The 16,343-nt window shown below is 60.3% G+C and carries 16 protein-coding genes; 13 read left to right on the plus strand and 3 right to left on the minus strand.

The genetic code is table 11. The features are described 5' to 3' along the window. Nucleotides 1–19 precede the first annotated feature (19 nt). Nucleotides 20–1,450 (plus strand): polyurethane esterase, encoded by a 1,431-nt coding sequence (locus ACZRKZ_RS05610; protein WP_463980972.1) that lies wholly within the window; start codon nt 20–22, stop codon nt 1,448–1,450. Nucleotides 1,451–1,532: 82 nt separating this feature from the next. On the opposite strand, the gene ACZRKZ_RS05615 is transcribed toward ACZRKZ_RS05610, so the two are convergent. Beyond that, nucleotides 1,533–1,757, minus strand: coding sequence for a YgdI/YgdR family lipoprotein (locus ACZRKZ_RS05615; protein WP_463970037.1), 225 nt, complete (start codon nt 1,755–1,757; stop codon nt 1,533–1,535). Nucleotides 1,758–1,945: 188 nt separating this feature from the next. On the opposite strand from ACZRKZ_RS05615, the gene ACZRKZ_RS05620 reads away from it, so the two are divergent. Together ACZRKZ_RS05620 and ACZRKZ_RS05625 are read left to right on the plus strand one after the other, a co-directional pair. After that, nucleotides 1,946–3,592 carry a VRR-NUC domain-containing protein gene (locus tag ACZRKZ_RS05620; protein WP_463980973.1) on the plus strand — a complete coding sequence of 549 codons (1,647 nt, stop codon included), beginning with the start codon at nt 1,946–1,948 and terminating at the stop codon, nt 3,590–3,592. Then, the gene (locus tag ACZRKZ_RS05625) at nt 3,589–5,844 is read left to right on the plus strand and encodes an ATP-dependent DNA helicase (protein ID WP_463980974.1); all 2,256 of its coding nucleotides are present in this window, start codon (nt 3,589–3,591) and stop codon (nt 5,842–5,844) included. Before ACZRKZ_RS05620 ends, ACZRKZ_RS05625 begins: the two co-directional genes overlap by 4 nt. A gap of 3 nt (nt 5,845–5,847) precedes the next feature. Here ACZRKZ_RS05625 and ACZRKZ_RS05630 read toward each other — a convergent pair whose 3' ends face one another. After that, nucleotides 5,848–7,056: a serine hydrolase domain-containing protein gene (locus ACZRKZ_RS05630; protein ID WP_463980975.1), complete on the minus strand. Its 1,209-nt coding sequence runs from the start codon at nt 7,054–7,056 to the stop codon at nt 5,848–5,850. Between the two features lie 157 nt (nt 7,057–7,213). Here ACZRKZ_RS05630 and ACZRKZ_RS05635 point away from each other — a divergent pair, with 157 nt between their 5' ends. After that, nucleotides 7,214–8,164: an alpha/beta fold hydrolase gene (locus ACZRKZ_RS05635; protein ID WP_463980976.1), complete on the plus strand. Its 951-nt coding sequence runs from the start codon at nt 7,214–7,216 to the stop codon at nt 8,162–8,164. Here the strand turns inward: ACZRKZ_RS05635 and ACZRKZ_RS05640 are convergent, their stop codons facing one another. Then, nucleotides 8,165–8,596 carry a nuclear transport factor 2 family protein gene (locus ACZRKZ_RS05640; protein WP_463980977.1) on the minus strand — a complete coding sequence of 144 codons (432 nt, stop codon included), beginning with the start codon at nt 8,594–8,596 and terminating at the stop codon, nt 8,165–8,167. Nucleotides 8,597–8,897: 301 nt separating this feature from the next. On the opposite strand from ACZRKZ_RS05640, the gene ACZRKZ_RS05645 reads away from it, so the two are divergent. From ACZRKZ_RS05645 to ACZRKZ_RS05685, 9 genes are all read left to right on the plus strand, one after another. After that, complete coding sequence (locus ACZRKZ_RS05645) at nt 8,898–9,434, plus strand: hypothetical protein (RefSeq protein ID WP_463980978.1); 537 nt, start codon at nt 8,898–8,900, stop codon at nt 9,432–9,434. Nucleotides 9,435–9,533: 99 nt separating this feature from the next. Continuing rightward, on the plus strand, nt 9,534–9,776 hold the full coding sequence (locus tag ACZRKZ_RS05650; protein ID WP_463980979.1) for a hypothetical protein: 243 nt from the start codon (nt 9,534–9,536) through the stop codon (nt 9,774–9,776). Between the two features lie 11 nt (nt 9,777–9,787). Next, nucleotides 9,788–9,922 (plus strand): hypothetical protein, encoded by a 135-nt coding sequence (locus ACZRKZ_RS05655; protein WP_463980980.1) that lies wholly within the window; start codon nt 9,788–9,790, stop codon nt 9,920–9,922. A gap of 157 nt (nt 9,923–10,079) precedes the next feature. Beyond that, a complete protein-coding gene (locus ACZRKZ_RS05660; RefSeq protein ID WP_463980981.1) occupies nt 10,080–12,074 on the plus strand; it encodes an aminotransferase class I/II-fold pyridoxal phosphate-dependent enzyme in 1,995 nt (664 codons plus the stop codon). Nucleotides 12,075–12,099: 25 nt separating this feature from the next. Further along, complete coding sequence (locus ACZRKZ_RS05665) at nt 12,100–12,936, plus strand: transporter substrate-binding domain-containing protein (RefSeq protein ID WP_463970046.1); 837 nt, start codon at nt 12,100–12,102, stop codon at nt 12,934–12,936. An 11-nt stretch (nt 12,937–12,947) separates the two neighbouring features. After that, nucleotides 12,948–13,661 carry an ABC transporter permease gene (locus ACZRKZ_RS05670; protein ID WP_463970047.1) on the plus strand — a complete coding sequence of 238 codons (714 nt, stop codon included), beginning with the start codon at nt 12,948–12,950 and terminating at the stop codon, nt 13,659–13,661. Nucleotides 13,662–13,668: 7 nt separating this feature from the next. After that, on the plus strand, nt 13,669–14,367 hold the full coding sequence (locus ACZRKZ_RS05675) for an ABC transporter permease (RefSeq protein WP_149414188.1): 699 nt from the start codon (nt 13,669–13,671) through the stop codon (nt 14,365–14,367). Further along, nucleotides 14,364–15,317, plus strand: a complete 954-nt coding sequence (locus ACZRKZ_RS05680; protein WP_463980982.1) for a DMT family transporter — start codon at nt 14,364–14,366, stop codon at nt 15,315–15,317. Before ACZRKZ_RS05675 ends, ACZRKZ_RS05680 begins: the two co-directional genes overlap by 4 nt. Beyond that, on the plus strand, nt 15,314–16,309 hold the full coding sequence (locus ACZRKZ_RS05685) for a M14 family metallopeptidase (RefSeq protein ID WP_463980983.1): 996 nt from the start codon (nt 15,314–15,316) through the stop codon (nt 16,307–16,309). The genes ACZRKZ_RS05680 and ACZRKZ_RS05685 overlap by 4 nt, the downstream gene beginning before the upstream one ends. The last annotated feature ends 34 nt before the right edge of the window (nt 16,310–16,343 follow it).

The following is a 16,343-nucleotide window of genomic DNA, read 5'->3' on the forward strand; positions in this document are numbered from 1 at the left end:
ACAAAAGAGAGGCAATACCATGGGTGTCTTTGACTATAAAAACCTCGAAACCGTGGACTCCAAGGCGCTGTTCGCTGATGCCATGGCGATCACGCTGTATTCCTACCACAACCTGGATAACGGCTTTGCCATGGGCTACCAGCACAATGGCTTGGGTCTGGGATTGCCGGCGACCCTGGTGGGTGCTTTGCTCGGCAGCACCAACTCCCAGGGTGTAATTCCCGGCATTCCCTGGAACCCTGATTCGGAAAAAGCCGCCCTGGACGCTGTACAAAAAGCCGGCTGGACGCCCATCAGCGCCAGTACCCTGGGCTATGGCGGCAAGGTCGACGCCCGAGGCACGTTCTTTGGCGAAAAAGCTGGCTACACCACTGCCCAAGTGGAAGTGCTGGGCAAGTACGATGACGCCGGCAAATTGCTGGAAGTCGGCATTGCTTTTCGCGGCACTTCAGGGCCGCGGGAAAGCCTGGTCAGCGACTCTATCGGCGACCTGATCAGCGATTTGCTGGCGGCTCTGGGGCCCAAGGACTACGCAAAAAACTACGCCGGCGAAGCGTTCGGCACCTTGCTCAAGGACGTCGCCAGCTACGCCAGCACCCAAGGCCTGACGGGCAAGGACGTGCTGGTCAGCGGCCATAGCCTGGGCGGCCTGGCGGTCAACAGCATGGCTGACTTGAGCACTAATAAATGGGCGGGTTTCTACAAGGAGGCCAACTACCTGGCGTTTGCTTCACCGACCCAGGGTGGCGGCGATAAAGTACTGAACATCGGTTATGAAAACGACCCGGTGTTCCGCGCCCTCGACGGTTCATCGACCAACCTGTCATCCCTGGGTGTGCACGACAAACCCCATGACTCGACCACCGACAACATCGTCAGCTTCAACGATCATTACGCCTCGACGCTGTGGAATGTCTTGCCGTTTTCCATCGTCAACCTGCCGACCTGGATTTCTCATTTGCCAACCGGCTACGGCGACGGCATGACCCGTATCCTCGACTCGACGTTCTATGACCTGATGACCCGCGACTCGACGATTATTGTCGCCAACCTGTCGGACCCGGCCCGGGCCAATACCTGGGTGCAAGACCTCAACCGCAATGCCAACCCCCATAAGGGCGATACCTTTATCATCGGCAGCGACGGCGACGATCTAATTCGGGGCGGGGCTGGCAGAGACTTCCTGGAAGGTGGCGCGGGCAACGATACCCTGCGCGACAGCAGCGGCCACAACACTTTTGCTTTCAGCGGGCACTTTGGCCAGGATCAGATTATCGGTTATCAGGCGACTGACACGTTGGTGTTCAGCGGGGTGGAGGGGCCATCGGATTATCGTGAGCATGCCAAGGTAGTGGGCAGCGATACGGTGCTCAGCTTTGGGGCGGATTCGGTGACGTTGGTGGGAGTGGGGCTCAATAGCTTGTCGGCGGACGGAATCGTCATCACCTGAGTAAAGGCAGTAATCGGCTCCCCTCGTAGCCTCGTTCTACTCGAACGCGGCTACGAAAGGAGGGAGGCACGCCACAGCTGAATCAGTCTTCCTTGCGCACCGTCGCTACATCATCAGCCTTGACCCGCACATGTTTGCCGGAAATGTCGACGAACTCGTAGAAACCATCGGCGGTCTTGGTTTTTGGTATGTCCTTGGTCAAGTACTGGGTACCATTCTGCAAGGTCACGACGGTCTGCGTCGAGCAACCGGCCAATACCAGAAAAGTGAGTACAACCAGCGGCAGACCCAAGTTTTTCATGTTCATAACCCTTACCTTCATCCTTCAAAAGTCCCGTGCCAAGGCGCTACGGGCAACAAATGTTACGCGCAACCACCCCCATCTGATCACTTTTGTGCAAAAAGTTGCGTGCGCCACTGATCTATTACTGATTGCAACGGCTGGCGGGGGACGGCACTCTGTATGCATAACCAGTGTTTGCTCAAGTGCCCGTGATGTCCAACCCCCTGGAAGACCCGTTCTACTACCTGCATAACTTCCGCCAAGTCCTCGACTGGCTTGGGCAGCGTTATGCCGATTTGCTGGACCACGACGAACAGCATTTCATTGCGCAATTCGACAGCTTGCCGCAAGCCTCCCAGGCGCTGCTGGTGCGCATGATCATGCGTAAAGGTGTGCACTTTCGGGCGAGCAAGCTCAACTATGCCGAGATCGGCCCGGTGCATGCGGCAGTCTTGCCCCTGATAGAGCGGGGTTGGGTAGATGAGCAATGTCTCTTGCCGTTTGAACAGGTGTTCGCGCTGTTGCAAAAAGGCGAGATCCTGGGGGCCTTCAAACCCTGGATCGATCAACCGAAGGGGAAAAAATCTGACTGGCTGCCGGTGTTGTCGGCGCAGTTTGCCGAAACCCGCAGCTTCCAGCACTGGTGCCCGGAAGTGGACGACCGGCTCTACAGCCTCACCGTCATGGACCTGTGCGACCGGCTGCGGCTGATGTTCTTCGGCAACCTGTACCAGGACTGGACGGAGTTTGTGCTGGCGGACCTGGGAATCTACACCTACGAAAAAGTCCCGTTCTGCGCCGAATCCCGCGGTCTGCGCAGCCGGGACGATGTTCACGGGTTTGTGTTTCTGCACCAATGCCAGCAGGCCTTTGAAGCCGGCGAGGCCTTGGGGGCTGTGCTGGAACAGATCGCCACCTTGAGCACCGACAACCCCTGGCTGGAAAAACGTCGGGCCAAGCTGTTGTTTCAAGTGGGCCAGCACTGTGAGCGAGTCGCCGAGCTGGCGCTGGCCGAAACGATCTACCGCAGCTGTGCCTATCCCGGTGCGCGGGCACGGCTGATCCGGGTGCTGGAGCGTCAGGAAGATTTTGCCCAGGCCATGAGCCTGGCTCAGCTCGCACAGCAGTTACCGCAAAGCGCCGCCGAACAACAGCACCTGCTGCGAGTGTTGCCACGGTTGCGGCGCAAGCTCGGCGAGCCGGCCTTGCCCAAGCCAAGGCCACGGGAAGTCCTGCGCCTGGACCTTGAACTGCCTGCGGACCCGATGATGTCGGTGGAGTACTGCGTTCAGGCGCATTTGAGCGACGTCGCCGCACCGGTGCATTACGTCGAGAACAGCCTGATCAATTCACTGTTTGGCCTGCTGTGTTGGCCTGCGATTTTCGCGCCGCTGCCAGGGTCGTTTTTCCACCCGTTCCAGCGTGGCCCGGTGGATTTGCACAGCGAGGACTTTCACCAGCGCCGTGCCGAATTGTTTGCCGGGTGCCTGGATGAGCTGAGCGACGGGCGCTACAAAACTACCCTGCGCCAACGCTACACCGAAAAGTGGGGCATACAGTCACCGTTCGTGTTCTGGAACGTGCTCAGCGAAGAGTTGCTTGAACAGGCCCTCGACTGCCTGCCCGCCGAGCATCTGCGTCACTGGTTCGAGCGCCTGCTGCTGGACATCCGCGCCAACCGCGCCGGCATGCCGGACCTGATCCAGTTTTGGCCCGCACAGAAAACCTACCGCATGATCGAAGTCAAAGGCCCCGGCGACCGCTTGCAGGACAACCAATTGCGCTGGCTGGAGTTCTGCGGCGAGCATCAGATGCCGGTGACGGTCTGCTACGTGCGCTGGGCGGAGCAGGGCGCTTGAGCTACACGGTTGCCGTGCGGGCACTGTGCGAGTTCACCGCCAAGGTCGGTGACCTCGACCTGCGCTTTACCCCGTCCCCGAGTGCCCAGGAAGGCATCGTCGGCCACCGCACCGTCGCTTCGCGGCGCAGCGCCCACTACCAGAACGAGGTGGCGCTGGAAGGTGAGTACCAACAGTTGAAAGTCAGGGGCAGGGCAGACGGCTACGACCCGGACCACAACCGGTTGGAGGAAGTGAAGACCTACCGTGGCGACCTCGACGCCCAGCCGGCCAACCACCGGCAATTGCACTGGGCGCAGGTCAAGATTTATGGCTGGCTGATGTGCCAGAAGCTGGGGCTTGCGGAGATTATCCTGGCCCTGGTGTATTTCGATATTGTCGGTGAACAGGAAACGGTGTTGAGCCACAGTTTTCAGGCGGCTGACCTGGAACAGTTCTTCAATCAGCAGTGCGCGCTGTTTCTTGGCTGGGCCGAGCAGGAGATGCACCAGCGCGAAGCCCGTAACACTGCCGCCCAGTCCATGGCCTTTCCCCATGCCGACTTTCGTCCCGGCCAGCGCTCCCTTGCCGAATCGGTGTACAAGGCTGTCAGCACCGGCCGCTGCCTGATGGCCCAGGCACCGACCGGCATCGGCAAGACCGTTGGCACGATCTTCCCGATGCTCAAGGCCCTGGCGCCCCAGCAGTTGGACAAGGTGTTTTTCCTCACGGCGAAAACCCCTGGCCGCAAACTGGCCCTGGATGCAGCGCAGGTGCTGTATGACGCAAGCCCGAACCTGGTGCTGCGAGTGCTGGAGCTGGTGGCCAGGGACAAGGCCTGTGAACACCCGGACAAGGCCTGCCACGGCGATTCCTGTCCACTGGCCAAGGGTTTTTATGATCGCCTGCCTGGCGCCCGCAAAGCCGCCGCCAAGGTCCGTTTGCTGGACCAGCGCAACCTGCGGGATGTGGCCCTGGCCCATGAGGTATGCCCCTACTACTTGAGCCAGGAAATGGCCCGCTGGACCGATGTCGTGGTCGCCGACTACAACTACTATTTTGACTTTGGCGCGATGCTGTTCGGCCTGGCCCAACTCAACCAGTGGCGCGTCGCCGTGCTGGTGGACGAAGCCCATAACCTGGTGGAGCGGGGCCGCTCGATGTACAGCGCCGACCTTGATCAGTACGCCCTCAAGACCCTGCGCGATACAGCCCCCGAACCACTGAAGAAACCCTTGCAGCGCTTGAACCGCGAATGGAACGCCCTGCACAAGGAACAGATCGCCCCGTACCAGGCCTATGGGCAAAAGCCGGACAAACTCCTGCAAGCCTTATCCCTGTGCACCAGCGCCATGGGGCAGTATTTCAACGACCACCCGCAAGCGCTCAGTGGTGAACTGCAAACCTTCTACTTCGACGCCCTGCAATTTTCCAGGGTGGCGGAGCTATTCAACGAGCATTTTATCTTCGACATCAGCAAGCGCGAACTGGCTGGCAAGCGCAGTTCATCAAGACTGTGCCTGCGCAACGTGGTGCCTGCCGAGTTTATCCGCCCACGGCTGACTGCCGCCCGCAGCAGCGTGCTGTTTTCCGCGACCCTGAGCCCTCGACATTACTACACCGACTTGCTTGGGTTGCCAGCCGATACGGCGTGGATCGACGTCGAGTCACCGTTCAAGGCCGAGCAGTTGCAGGTACGCATTGTTGATCGGATCTCCACCCGTTTTGTCCATCGCCAGGCATCGCTGGAGCCGATCGTGGCGTTGCTCGCCGAGCAGTTCGCGCTGCAGCCTGGCAACTACCTGGCGTTTTTCAGTAGCTTTGATTACCTGCAACAGGTGGCGCAATTGCTGGCCGAGCGGCACCCGCATATCCCGTTGTGGCATCAATCGCGGGGCATGGCGGAGGCCGAGCGCCAGGCTTTTCTCAACCAGTTCACCCAGCACAGCCAAGGCATCGGGTTTGCCGTATTGGGGGGCGCCTTTGGTGAAGGTATCGACCTGCCGGGCACTCGCTTGATCGGGGCCTTTATCGCCACCCTTGGCCTGGCGCAATTGAACCCGGTCAACGAGCAAATGAAGCTGCGCATGGGGGCCATTTTTGGCTCCGGCTATGACTACACTTACCTGTATCCCGGCATCCAGAAGGTGGTGCAGGCGGCGGGCAGGGTGATCCGCAGCCAGCAGGACCAGGGCGTGGTGATGTTGATCGATGATCGCTTTGCCGAATCGCGGATCAGGCAGTTGTTGCCCCGTTGGTGGTCGGTGGCCTGAGCATCACTGCGGCGGGTAAACCGCATCGCGCAACTGCCGGGTAAACAGGCCGGACATGCCTTCATAGGCGGTGTTGGTCAGTGCTACGACAGTGAGTTTTTGCTGCGGGTCGACAAACCAGCTGTGGCCATAGGCGCCGCCCCATTGCAGCGTGCCTTTGGACTGGGGCGTACCGCTCAAGGCGGGGTCATCCAGTACCGCCCAGCCATAACCAAAACCCCAGCCAGGGCCCTGGGTTTGTGCGTGTGGGCCGACCGAGTCGGCCATCATCAACTGCACGCTACGGTTTGTCAGAATAGGCGCGCCGCCCTGGCGGATAACTTCCAGAAAATGCGCAATATCTCCCGCTGTCCCGGCCATGCCGGCACCACCGGACGGGTAGGCGCGGGGATCGAGGATACGCCGCACATCAAACAGCGCGGTGCTGTTGCCACTGGTGATGGTGGCTTGATCAACCATGCGCAGCGGCTGCGGCGAGCCGTCCTGATAGGCGGCGGACAGACGTGACAGATCAGTGACGGCAAATCCGGTATCACGCAAGCCCAACGGATCGGTGACCGACACCTTGAGCAGGACCTGCAGGCTGCTGCCGGAAGCTTTTTCCAGCACGGAGCCCAGCACGTCAGTGGCCATCGAATACTGCCAGCCGGTGCCTGGCGTATAGCTCAAGGGCACGCTGGCGATGCGCGTAAGGTTCTCCGCCAGGCTCATCTGCGGCTCGTCCAGCCCATCTGAAACGCCAGCGGTGCGATACGGGCCGTGAGGGTTTTCCAGAAAACCGTAACTAAGGCCAGCCGTATGATTGAGTAGTTGGCTGACGGTGATCACCGGGGCGGTGCCATCTGCAAGCCTTGGGCTAAAGGTGGGAAGCCAGCGGGTGACCGGGTCGTCCAGACGCAACTTGCCTTGCTCTACCAGGCGCAGCGCGGCGGCCGATACCAGCGGTTTGGTGACAGAGGCCAGGCGGAAAATGGTCTCTTCGGTCATTGGCCTACCGGCTTCTCGATCCGCCAACCCCGCTGCCCGGTGGTACACCAACTGCCCGTCGCGTAGCACCAGCACCACCGTGCCCACCAGGCGTTTATCGGTGATAGCGCTGTCGATCACTGCGTCCATTCGCTGTGTTAACAGCGGGTCCGGGCTGTCGGCGTTGGCGAAGGTGGCACACAGGGAGGCGGTCAGGGCGACCAGGCTTTTGGCGCGTAGTTGCATGGTTCAGGCTCGCTCAATGGCAATGACTGTCAGCCAATATGACCGGCTCGGCGTTGCAAGACCACCACCCTGGGCATTGATGACGTCAATGATACTGGTGCAAACCCGGTCGTTGCAGCAGTCTTCCTTGAGCCCTGTCCATACAAGGAACCCAGTGATGAGCGCCATTGAGCAGCAGACCATCAAGGTCAACGGCATTGATTTGAGCCTGCACATCGCAGGCCCCGAGAGCGGTCCGCCAGTGTGGTTGCTCCATGGTTTTCCCGAGTGCTGGCACTCCTGGCGCCTGCAAATTGCGGTGCTGGCGGCGGCGGGGTTTCGAGTGTTTGTGCCCGAGATGCGCGGGTATGGAAAGAGCAGTGCACCCTCTGATATCGCTGACTATGACGTGCTGACGTTGTGCGCCGACATACAGGGCGCCATGGACCTGTTTGGTCACCAGCAGGTCTGCATGGTCGGCCACGACTGGGGGGCGGTGGTAGCCTGGCACCTGGCGTTGCTGGAGCCTGCGCGCGTTACCTCCCTGGTGACGATGTCGGTACCGTTCGCCGGGCGCGCGAGGCGACCGGTGATCGAGATCATGCGCGAGCTGTACGCCGACCGTTTCAACTACATCCTGTACTTCCAGGACCCCGGCTTGGCAGAGCGCGAGTTGGATGCCAATATCGAGCGCACCTTGCGGCTGTTCATGCAGGACCAGGATGTGTTTTTGCAGAAAAAACCGGCCACGGCCAAACTGCTGGAAGGTGTCGCGCTGCCTGGCGCGTTACCGGACTGGTGCAGCCAGCACGACCTGGATATTTACGTGCAGACCTTCGCCGATGGCTTTCGCGGCCCGTTGAACTGGTACCGTAACTTTGAGCGCAATTGGCAACGCAGCGAGTTTCTCGCCGGTAAACAGGTGCGGCAGCCGACGTTATTCCTGATTGGCGACCGCGACCCGGTGGGCGTATTTGAAGCCCATACCCTCAAGCGCATGCCCGAGGTGGTACCGAACCTGCAACAGCATGTACTGCCCAATTGCGGGCACTGGATTCAGAACGAGCAGGGACAAAGGGTCAACGAACTGCTGCTCGATTTTCTAAGACAAACAAACTCCCTCGGCTGATCAGCCCTTGGCCTTGGCCAGATACGGCGCCAGGCGCCGTCCCATCTCGTCACCCAAGGCCTGCAAACCACTCAACGGGCGAATCATTACTTCAAACTCGATGATCTGCCCTTGTTCGTTGAAGCGAATCAGGTCGATGCCCTTGAGTTGTTTGTCGCCGACCCGGGCGCTGAACTCCAGGACTACGCTGTTGCCATCTGCTGTCGCCAGCTCGCGATGGTAGACAAAATCTTCAAAGACCTTGAATACAGTATTGAGAATCATCGACACCACCGGCGCGCCGGGGTAGGGCGTATGGGCCATGGGTGAGCGGAACACGGCGTCCGGGGCCAGCAGTTCGGGCAGGGCCTTCAAGTCGGCGGCAGCCAGCATGGCGTGCCAGCGTTGCAGCGTGTGGGTGGCCTCGGCGGACAATTTCAGATCGTCGGACATGTTCTGCACCTGTTCTTATGATTGGAAGGGCGTTGCACCCGACCAACCTTAAGAGCAGCACCGAGGCGGAATCAATGATCCAAATTGACAGTTATATGCCTTGAATAAACAGCGCTGTGTGTGACTATATTGGCTGAATAAAACCATTTGCTGGCCCGACTCCGGCTGCATCGGGCCAGGCTTGCCCAAGGCAGGTGTGGGTTTTGTATCGCTGATGCGCCAAGACGGTGCATTGAACTCACTTGAACTTTGTATAACAGCGCCTCTTCTAAATGGACTAAGCCCCACGAGACTGCTGCTTGTGCCCAGAATAATTTTTCCGCAAACCCCGGAATCAGCCCTTACCGAGCACACGGCCAAGATCTTTGGCTCGCCCAAGGACCGCCTGGATTTTTACCGACGAGAGATCCAGTACGAAACCACCATTCTCGCCAACCGCACTGACGCCTATCTGACGGCGCAGTCGTTCCTGGTGATCGCCTTTGTGTCTTGCATGAACAACCTCAACCCGGAGTGGGGCAAGCTGTTCACTCTGGTGGTGCCGGCATTCCTTGCGTTGCTGGGGGTACTCAGTTCATTGAATGCCTGGCCCGGCATTCGTGCAGCCTACGACATCATTGACCACTGGCACTTCAAGCAAAGCGAACTGCTGCGCAGCGAACCGGTGATGGGCCTGGCCTATGACGAATCGCCGCTGTTTTGCGAGACAGAGTCGTCCCACAAGGGCTATCGCAAGTCCCTGCTGTTTTCGGTGCGCACACCCTGGCTGTTCATGGTGTTCTGGATGCTGCTCGGGGCTTTTGCGTTCTACATCCAGGTGGACAATCCCGGCTCCTGACCACTGATCAGTCGTGGTCAACTTGAATGAACTTCATTGCCCCTGGCGAACCCTTAACGTTAAGCACATGTGTTTGTGAGTGATCTGTAAGAGGTAGCGATGAACGATCAATCCGAAACCCCGCTCTACGGTGAAGACCCGCAAGTGAGCGGCAGAAACGACCCTGCCATTGACGGTGGCTTGAACGAAGCGCCGGCTTCTGAATCGGTGACCAAAGCGCCCAAGGATCCGCAACCCGCCAGTGATCCTGTGGCCAAGGACAATGAGTTCAGCCCGGACTTCAAGTCCGAGCAGGAGCCCAAGCCCGAGACCGACGCTGATATTGACACCCCGGGCGGCTAGAGGAGAAAGCCATGTCATGTGAAACCGAAGAACCCATCAACGACCCTGGCAACGAAGATCCAGGCTCCCTGATGGATGATGCCGAAGTGCCCCTCATTGACCCGGCTGACCCGGCGGATGCAGGTAATGCCGAGCGTCAAGACTGACGATGGAGTCGCCTCTCCACAACGACCTGTTTTAGCTGTAAACGACACCTGTTAAATTTACCGTTGAACGAGTGTTCAGTTTCAATTATGTTGGCTGCACCCCCCGGCTGGCGACAGCCGGGCTTGCGCTTTTTCTGATTGAACGAGAGGCACTGGCATGCGGTTTTCACCCTTTGTTGAGCGAATTGCAGGGCAGGGCGTGGCAGCCTGGGACATCCACCATGCCGCCTTCCAGGCAAGCAGCAAAGGCGAAGACATCATTATCCTGAGCGTCGGCGACCCGGATTTTTCCACGCCGGCCTTTATCACCGACACCGCCATTAACGCCCTGCGCCAGGGTGATACCCACTACACCGAAATCCCCGGCCGCCCGGCACTGCGGGACGCCATAGCCGCCCGCTACAGCCAATCCCTCGCACGGCCTGTGAGCGCTGAAAACGTCATCACCGTTGCCGGGGCGCAAAACGCCTTGTTTGTTACCTCCCTGTGCCTGCTGCAGCCTGGTGATGAAGTGATCGTCCTTGACCCGATGTACGTCACCTACGAGGCCACCCTCAAGGCCAGCGGCGCGACACTGGTGCGGGTGCCATGCTCGGCCGAGTCAGGCTTTCGTCTCGATGCCCAATTGCTGGCCGCCGCAATAACCCCGCGTACTCGGGCGATCTTTTTCTCCAACCCCAATAACCCCACCGGCGTGGTCCTCAACCGCGACGAACTGCAATCCATTGCCGATCTGGCGATCAAGCATGACCTGTGGGTGGTGGTGGACGAGGTTTACGAAAGCCTGGTGTTCGACGGCGAGTACCACAGCCTCGCCGCAGTAAAGGGTATGGCTGAGCGTTGCATTGTGATTGGCAGCCTGTCCAAGTCCCACGCCATGACCGGCTGGCGCATCGGCTGGATCATCGCCGAACCGACCATGGTCGCCCACGCCGAAACCCTGGTGCTGAGCATGTTCTACGGCTTGCCGGGCTTTGTCATGGAAGCGGCCACTGCGGCGGTGTTGGCCCACGACGAAGTGACCCGTGGCATGCGCGAAATCTACCTTCGTCGTCGTGACCTGGTGGTGGCCGGGCTCAGCGGTTGCCCAGGCATCAAGGTGCAGACACCACAGGCCGGGATGTTTGTGCTGGTAGATGTGCGCGACACCGGGCTCAGCTCCCTGGATTTTGCCTGGCGGCTGTTCCGTGAAGCGGGGGTATCGGTGCTGGATGCCGCCGCGTTCGGCGAACCGGCCCAGGGCTTTGTGCGGCTGTCGTTCACCCTGGGTGAAGTGCGCTTGGCCGAGGCCTGCGTGCGCATCTCTGGCTTTGTTGCCAAGCTTGTGCAAGAGCCGCGCGTGGTCCCGGTTGCCAGGATCATCACCGTGCAGCCCGCCGAAGCTAAAAAGATGATCGAGGTGCTCAACCTGCACAAACGCTTCGGCAATATCGAGGTGCTCAAGGGCATTTCCCTGACCGCCCACGAAGGCGAGGTGATCTCGCTGATCGGCGCCAGCGGTTCGGGTAAAAGCACCTTGCTGCGCTGCATCAACATGCTCGAAGTGCCGGACCAGGGCAGCATCCACGTCGATGGCGAAAGCATCAAGCTCAACTACGGGCGTCCTGGCGCGCCGCTGGTGGCCGACGCCAAGCAACTGGTGCGGATTCGCTCGACCCTGGGCATGGTGTTCCAGAACTTCAACCTGTGGCCCCATCGTACGGTGCTGGAAAACCTCATCGAAGCACCGACCCAGGTCCTGCGCGAAAGCCGCGCCGAGGCTATCGAACGCGCCGAAGCCTTGCTCGACCGCGTGGGCCTGGCGGCCAAACGCAATGAATACCCGGCCTTTCTCTCCGGCGGTCAGCAGCAGCGGGTAGCCATCGCCCGCGCCCTGGCCATGCGCCCCAAAGTCATGCTGTTCGATGAACCCACCTCGGCCCTCGACCCGGAACTGGTGGGTGAAGTGCTGCGGGTGATTCGATCGCTCGCAGAGGAGGGCCGCACCATGATCCTGGTCACCCATGAAATGGCCTTCGCCCGGGATGTTTCCAGCAAAGTCGCTTTTCTGCACCAAGGCTTGATCGAGGAAACCGGCACGCCGGACTCGGTGTTTATCGACCCACGCAGTGAGCGTTGCCGGCAGTTCGTCAACGCGCATCAAACTCGCTAACTCCATAATAAGACGGGGCAAGATCATGCAATCCAATCGACTGGCAAAGTGGTTGAGCAGTGCGGTGTTGATGCTGGCGGCAGGTACGCTGCTGGCGGCGGAAAAACCCATCGTGTTTGCAGTGGCAGCGGAACCCTATCCACCGTTCACCGTCAAGGGCGGCAACGGGCAATGGTCAGGCTTTGAGGTGGACCTGATCCATAAACTCTGCGCAGGCATGAACGCGCAATGTCAGATCAAGGAAGTGGCCTGGGATGGCATTATTCCGTCGCTGCTGGCCAAGAAGATCGACGTGATTTTCTCCTCGATGTCCGTCACCGATGAGCGTGAAAAACAGATTGCTTTCAGTCGCGCCTATTACGACTCGCTGCTGGGCGTCGCCGGGCCGAAGGGCTCAGAAGTGGAAATCTCCCCGGCGGGCTTCAAGGGCAAGCTGATCGGTGTGCAGATATCCACGGTCAGCGCCAACTACCTGAAGAAGTACTACGAAAACATCGCCGAGCTTAAGTACTACGACACTCAGGAGTCCGCCAACGCCGACCTGATTGCCGGGCGCATCGACTACATGATGGCCGACGACACTGCTATCGCCATGATGGTTAAAACCCCTGAAGCCAAGGACCTGGCCCATATCGCCAGCGTGCCCTATGACCCGATTATCGGCCGTGGCGTTGGCGCCGGCCTGCGCAAGGAGGACACCGAACTCAAAGCCAGGCTGGACCTGGCCATCGGCGAATTGCTGGTGAGCAAGGACTACGCCGACCTGTCCCAACAGTATTTCGGCCTGTCCGTCAGCCCGTGCAAAAGGGCCGACACCGAGGCCTTCGAGAGCAAAGTCTGCGACAGCCCCTACGCCAAGTAAGGAGGCCTGAAATGCCGGCGACGTTCGATCTACTCGGCTTTAGCGAACAGGGTTGGGGCCATGCGCTGCTGAAAGGGTTATGGATGACCCTGCAGATCTCGGCCGGGTCCTTTGTGGTCGGGCTGCTGATCGGCCTGGTGGTGGCCTGCGCCAAGCTCAGTGCGCCTCGACCGATTGCCCTGCTGATGCGCGGCTACACCACCGTATTTCGCGCGGTGCCCGAGTTGTTGCTGATTCTGCTGCTGTATTACGCCGGCTCCATGGGCCTCAACGCGCTGATGCTGTGGATGGGCTTTGAGCAGGTCAATATCAGCGGGCCGCTGGTGGCGATCCTGGTGCTGGGGTTGGTGCAGGGCGCGTACGCCTCTGAGATCTTTCGGGCGGCGATCCTGGCCATTCCCCACGGCCAGATTGAAGCGGCGCGAGCCTTTGGCTTGAGCGGCTTTGGCCTGTTCCGCCGGGTGACGTTGCCGATCATGGCGCCTTACGCCTTGGCGGGCATGTCCAACCTGTGGATCAACCTGATCAAGGACAGCGCGCTGATCAGCGTGGTCGGCACCAACGAGTTGCTGTACACCGCCAAGCAGGCGGCGGGTTCGACTCGGCACTACCTGTTGTTCTACCTCACGGCCGCTGCCTTGTATTACCTGGTGACACTGGCCTCCAACTACCTGTGCGGGCGCCTGGAGCGACGTATTCGTCGCTGGATGCCTGTGGTCGAGTGAACAGCTTATGCCTGAGTGGATATTTTATTACGCAGGACTGATTGGCAAAGGCTTGCAAACGACCCTGTCGCTGCTGGCGATCTCGGCCGTGCTGGGCTTTACCCTGGCGGTGCTGGTGGCGTTGGCGCGGTTGTCGCGGCGCAAGTGGCTGGCCCGTTGCGCCATGGCCTACACCAGTGTGCTGCGGGGTACGCCGCTACTGATCCAGATCTACATTTTCTACTACGGCCTGGGCAGCCTGTTCGCCCAGTTTCCGATGGTGCGCGGCAGTTTTCTGTGGCCGTTCCTGCGCGACGGTTACTGGTACATCGTCTTTGCCCTGGTGCTGTCGGTGGGTGCCTATGTCGGCGAAGTGATTCGTGGCGGTCTGCTGGCGGTGCCCAAGGGTGAAATGGAAGCGGCCTCGGCGTTTGGCATGACCCCACGCCAGGCGCTGCTACGGGTGCGTTTGCCCCGGGCCATGCGCCTGCTGTTGCCGACCCTGGCGGGGGAGACGGTGATGTTGCTCAAGTCCACCGCCCTGGCCTCGACCATTGCCGTGGTCGACCTGCTGGGTGCGGCCAACGTGGTGCGTGCGCAGACCTTGCAGATCTACCAGCCGCTGCTGTTGGTGGCCGGTGTCTACCTGTGCCTGACCTTTTTGATCGAAGGGGTGTATGCCATTGCTGAGCGGCGTGGCACGCCGTTGCGCAGGTCCGTCGGATGAAAAACAATCGTTCTCTGCAAGGCATTGTCCTGTGCTCGTTGGCTTACGCTTTTCTGGCCTTGCAGGACGCGGTGATCAAATGGCTGGTGGCCGATTATTCGGTGTTTACCATTCTGTTCTGGCGCAGCCTGGTGGTGGTCGCCGCGTGCGTGATCGCCGGACGTCTGGGCCTGCTGCGCCGGGCCTGGCACTCGGTCAGCCGCAAGCTGCTGATCATTCGTGGGTTGCTGTCGTTGTTGGCCTGGTTGCTGTACTACACCGCCGCCAAGGACCTGACCCTGGCAGAAATGACCACCCTGTATTTTTCCGCGCCAATCATGGTTACGTTGCTGGCGGCGTTGATCCTCAAGGAGCGCGCGAGTCGCGGCCAGTGGATCGCACTGATCATCGGATTTGTCGGCGTGGTAATCGCCTGTCGGCCCAGCAGCATGGTCGATCCGGTGCCGATTGCCCTGACCTTGGCGGCGGCGTTGTGTTGGGCCTTTACCTATATCCAGTTGCGGCAGGTAGACGACAGTACCTCGGTGCTGGAGCAGATGCTGATCACCAACGTGGTGTTTGTGATGTGCATGGCGGTGACTTTGCCCTGGACCCATACGCCCTCACCTACGCCAGCGTGGCTGGGCATGTTGGTGGCGGGCCTGGTGGGCGGCATCGGCCAGTTCCTGCTGTTTGCCAGCTTTCGCCGGGCCACGGCGACGCTGTTGGCGCCGTTCGAGTACACCGGGCTGATCTGGGCGTTCCTGTTGTCCAGCCTGATCTGGGGCACCTTGATGGACGTGTCGCTGATCATCGGCGCCGCACTGATCGCCGTCAGCGGCACGCTGGCCATGCTCAGCGCCCGGCCTCCGGTGTCACAGGATGTAGTTGGCGCCGAATGCTCCGTGACGCAGCCCCTGTACCCGGCAGAGACCGATGTGCAACCCGTTGGCGAGGAAACCCAGAGATGACAACAGACCTTTCATGGCGCATACCCGGCGACTCAGGAAACACGCTGCACATCGGCGCCTGGCGCATTGAAGGCGACGGCAGCGGCCCCAGGGTGCACCTGCAAGCCGGCGTGCATGCCGATGAAATCGCCGGGATGCTCGTGCTGCATCAATTGCTGCCCAGGTTGCAGGCGTGTGCGGATCAGGGCCGGCTCAAGGGCAGCGTTACCGTGGTGCCCCAGGCCAATCCGTTCGGCATCGGCCAGTTTCGCCAGGGGCGGCAACTGGGGCGGTTTCATGAGGCCACCGGGCAGAATTTCAACCGTGGGTTCGATCACTCCCTGGCCCAGGATCGACCCGTCAGCAACCTGGCCCAATGGCAAAAAAGCCTGGTGCAACTGGCCACCGAGGCTGAGTTGGTGCTAGACCTGCACACCGATGATGAAGCCGTGCCGTACCTCTACATCCACCGCAGTTTCTGGTCTCAAGGCCAGGCATTGGCGGCTGCGCTGAAAGTGGATCTGGCCATTCTCTGGGATGACGGCGGCGATGGTTCATTTGAAGAAACCATCATTGCCCATGCAGGCCCACGACTGGCAGCGACCATCGAGCTGCGAGGGCAGGCGGACGTTAGTGATCAACTGGCTCAACAGGATGGCGACGGGATTTGGGCCTGGCTCTGTGCAAGCGGCGTGATCGACGAGCCTGCGGTAATCGGCGATTGGCAGGGTCAGGCGGTAGATATGGGCTGCATGGAAACGATCCTTGCGCCGTGTCCCGGCGTATTGGTATTTGAAAAAGGCCTGGGCGATGAGGTCGAGGAAGGCCAGCGCTTTGCCAGGATTATCGGGCGACCGGGGCAGCCCGATTCCGAGGTGGTGCTGCGAGCCGCACAAACCGGGCGCATGGTGACCCGGCACCGGGAGCGGTTGGTGGCCCAGGGCTCGGTGGTGGCCAAGTTTACCGGCAGCAGGGTTTCAGAGAACTGGAGTGGCGGGGTGTTGGACCCCTAGGGCGACGCAGTGAAACCCCTGGGAAGCGGCCAAT

The sequence above is a fragment of the Pseudomonas sp. c313 genome (genome assembly GCF_055407145.1).

Excerpts from the sequence above, each read along its gene's own strand:
- ACZRKZ_RS05610 (WP_463980972.1), top strand. The coding sequence starts at position 20 with ATGGGTGTCTTTGACTATAAAAACCTCGAAACCGTGGACTCCAAGGCG.
- ACZRKZ_RS05615 (WP_463970037.1), bottom strand. The coding sequence starts at position 1,757 with ATGAACATGAAAAACTTGGGTCTGCCGCTGGTTGTACTCACTTTTCTG.
- ACZRKZ_RS05620 (WP_463980973.1), top strand. The coding sequence starts at position 1,946 with ATGTCCAACCCCCTGGAAGACCCGTTCTACTACCTGCATAACTTCCGC.
- ACZRKZ_RS05630 (WP_463980975.1), bottom strand. The coding sequence starts at position 7,056 with ATGCAACTACGCGCCAAAAGCCTGGTCGCCCTGACCGCCTCCCTGTGT.
- ACZRKZ_RS05635 (WP_463980976.1), top strand. The coding sequence starts at position 7,214 with ATGAGCGCCATTGAGCAGCAGACCATCAAGGTCAACGGCATTGATTTG.
- ACZRKZ_RS05640 (WP_463980977.1), bottom strand. The coding sequence starts at position 8,596 with ATGTCCGACGATCTGAAATTGTCCGCCGAGGCCACCCACACGCTGCAA.
- ACZRKZ_RS05650 (WP_463980979.1), top strand. The coding sequence starts at position 9,534 with ATGAACGATCAATCCGAAACCCCGCTCTACGGTGAAGACCCGCAAGTG.
- ACZRKZ_RS05655 (WP_463980980.1), top strand. The coding sequence starts at position 9,788 with ATGTCATGTGAAACCGAAGAACCCATCAACGACCCTGGCAACGAAGAT.
- ACZRKZ_RS05660 (WP_463980981.1), top strand. The coding sequence starts at position 10,080 with ATGCGGTTTTCACCCTTTGTTGAGCGAATTGCAGGGCAGGGCGTGGCA.
- ACZRKZ_RS05665 (WP_463970046.1), top strand. The coding sequence starts at position 12,100 with ATGCAATCCAATCGACTGGCAAAGTGGTTGAGCAGTGCGGTGTTGATG.
- ACZRKZ_RS05670 (WP_463970047.1), top strand. The coding sequence starts at position 12,948 with ATGCCGGCGACGTTCGATCTACTCGGCTTTAGCGAACAGGGTTGGGGC.
- ACZRKZ_RS05675 (WP_149414188.1), top strand. The coding sequence starts at position 13,669 with ATGCCTGAGTGGATATTTTATTACGCAGGACTGATTGGCAAAGGCTTG.
- ACZRKZ_RS05680 (WP_463980982.1), top strand. The coding sequence starts at position 14,364 with ATGAAAAACAATCGTTCTCTGCAAGGCATTGTCCTGTGCTCGTTGGCT.
- ACZRKZ_RS05685 (WP_463980983.1), top strand. The coding sequence starts at position 15,314 with ATGACAACAGACCTTTCATGGCGCATACCCGGCGACTCAGGAAACACG.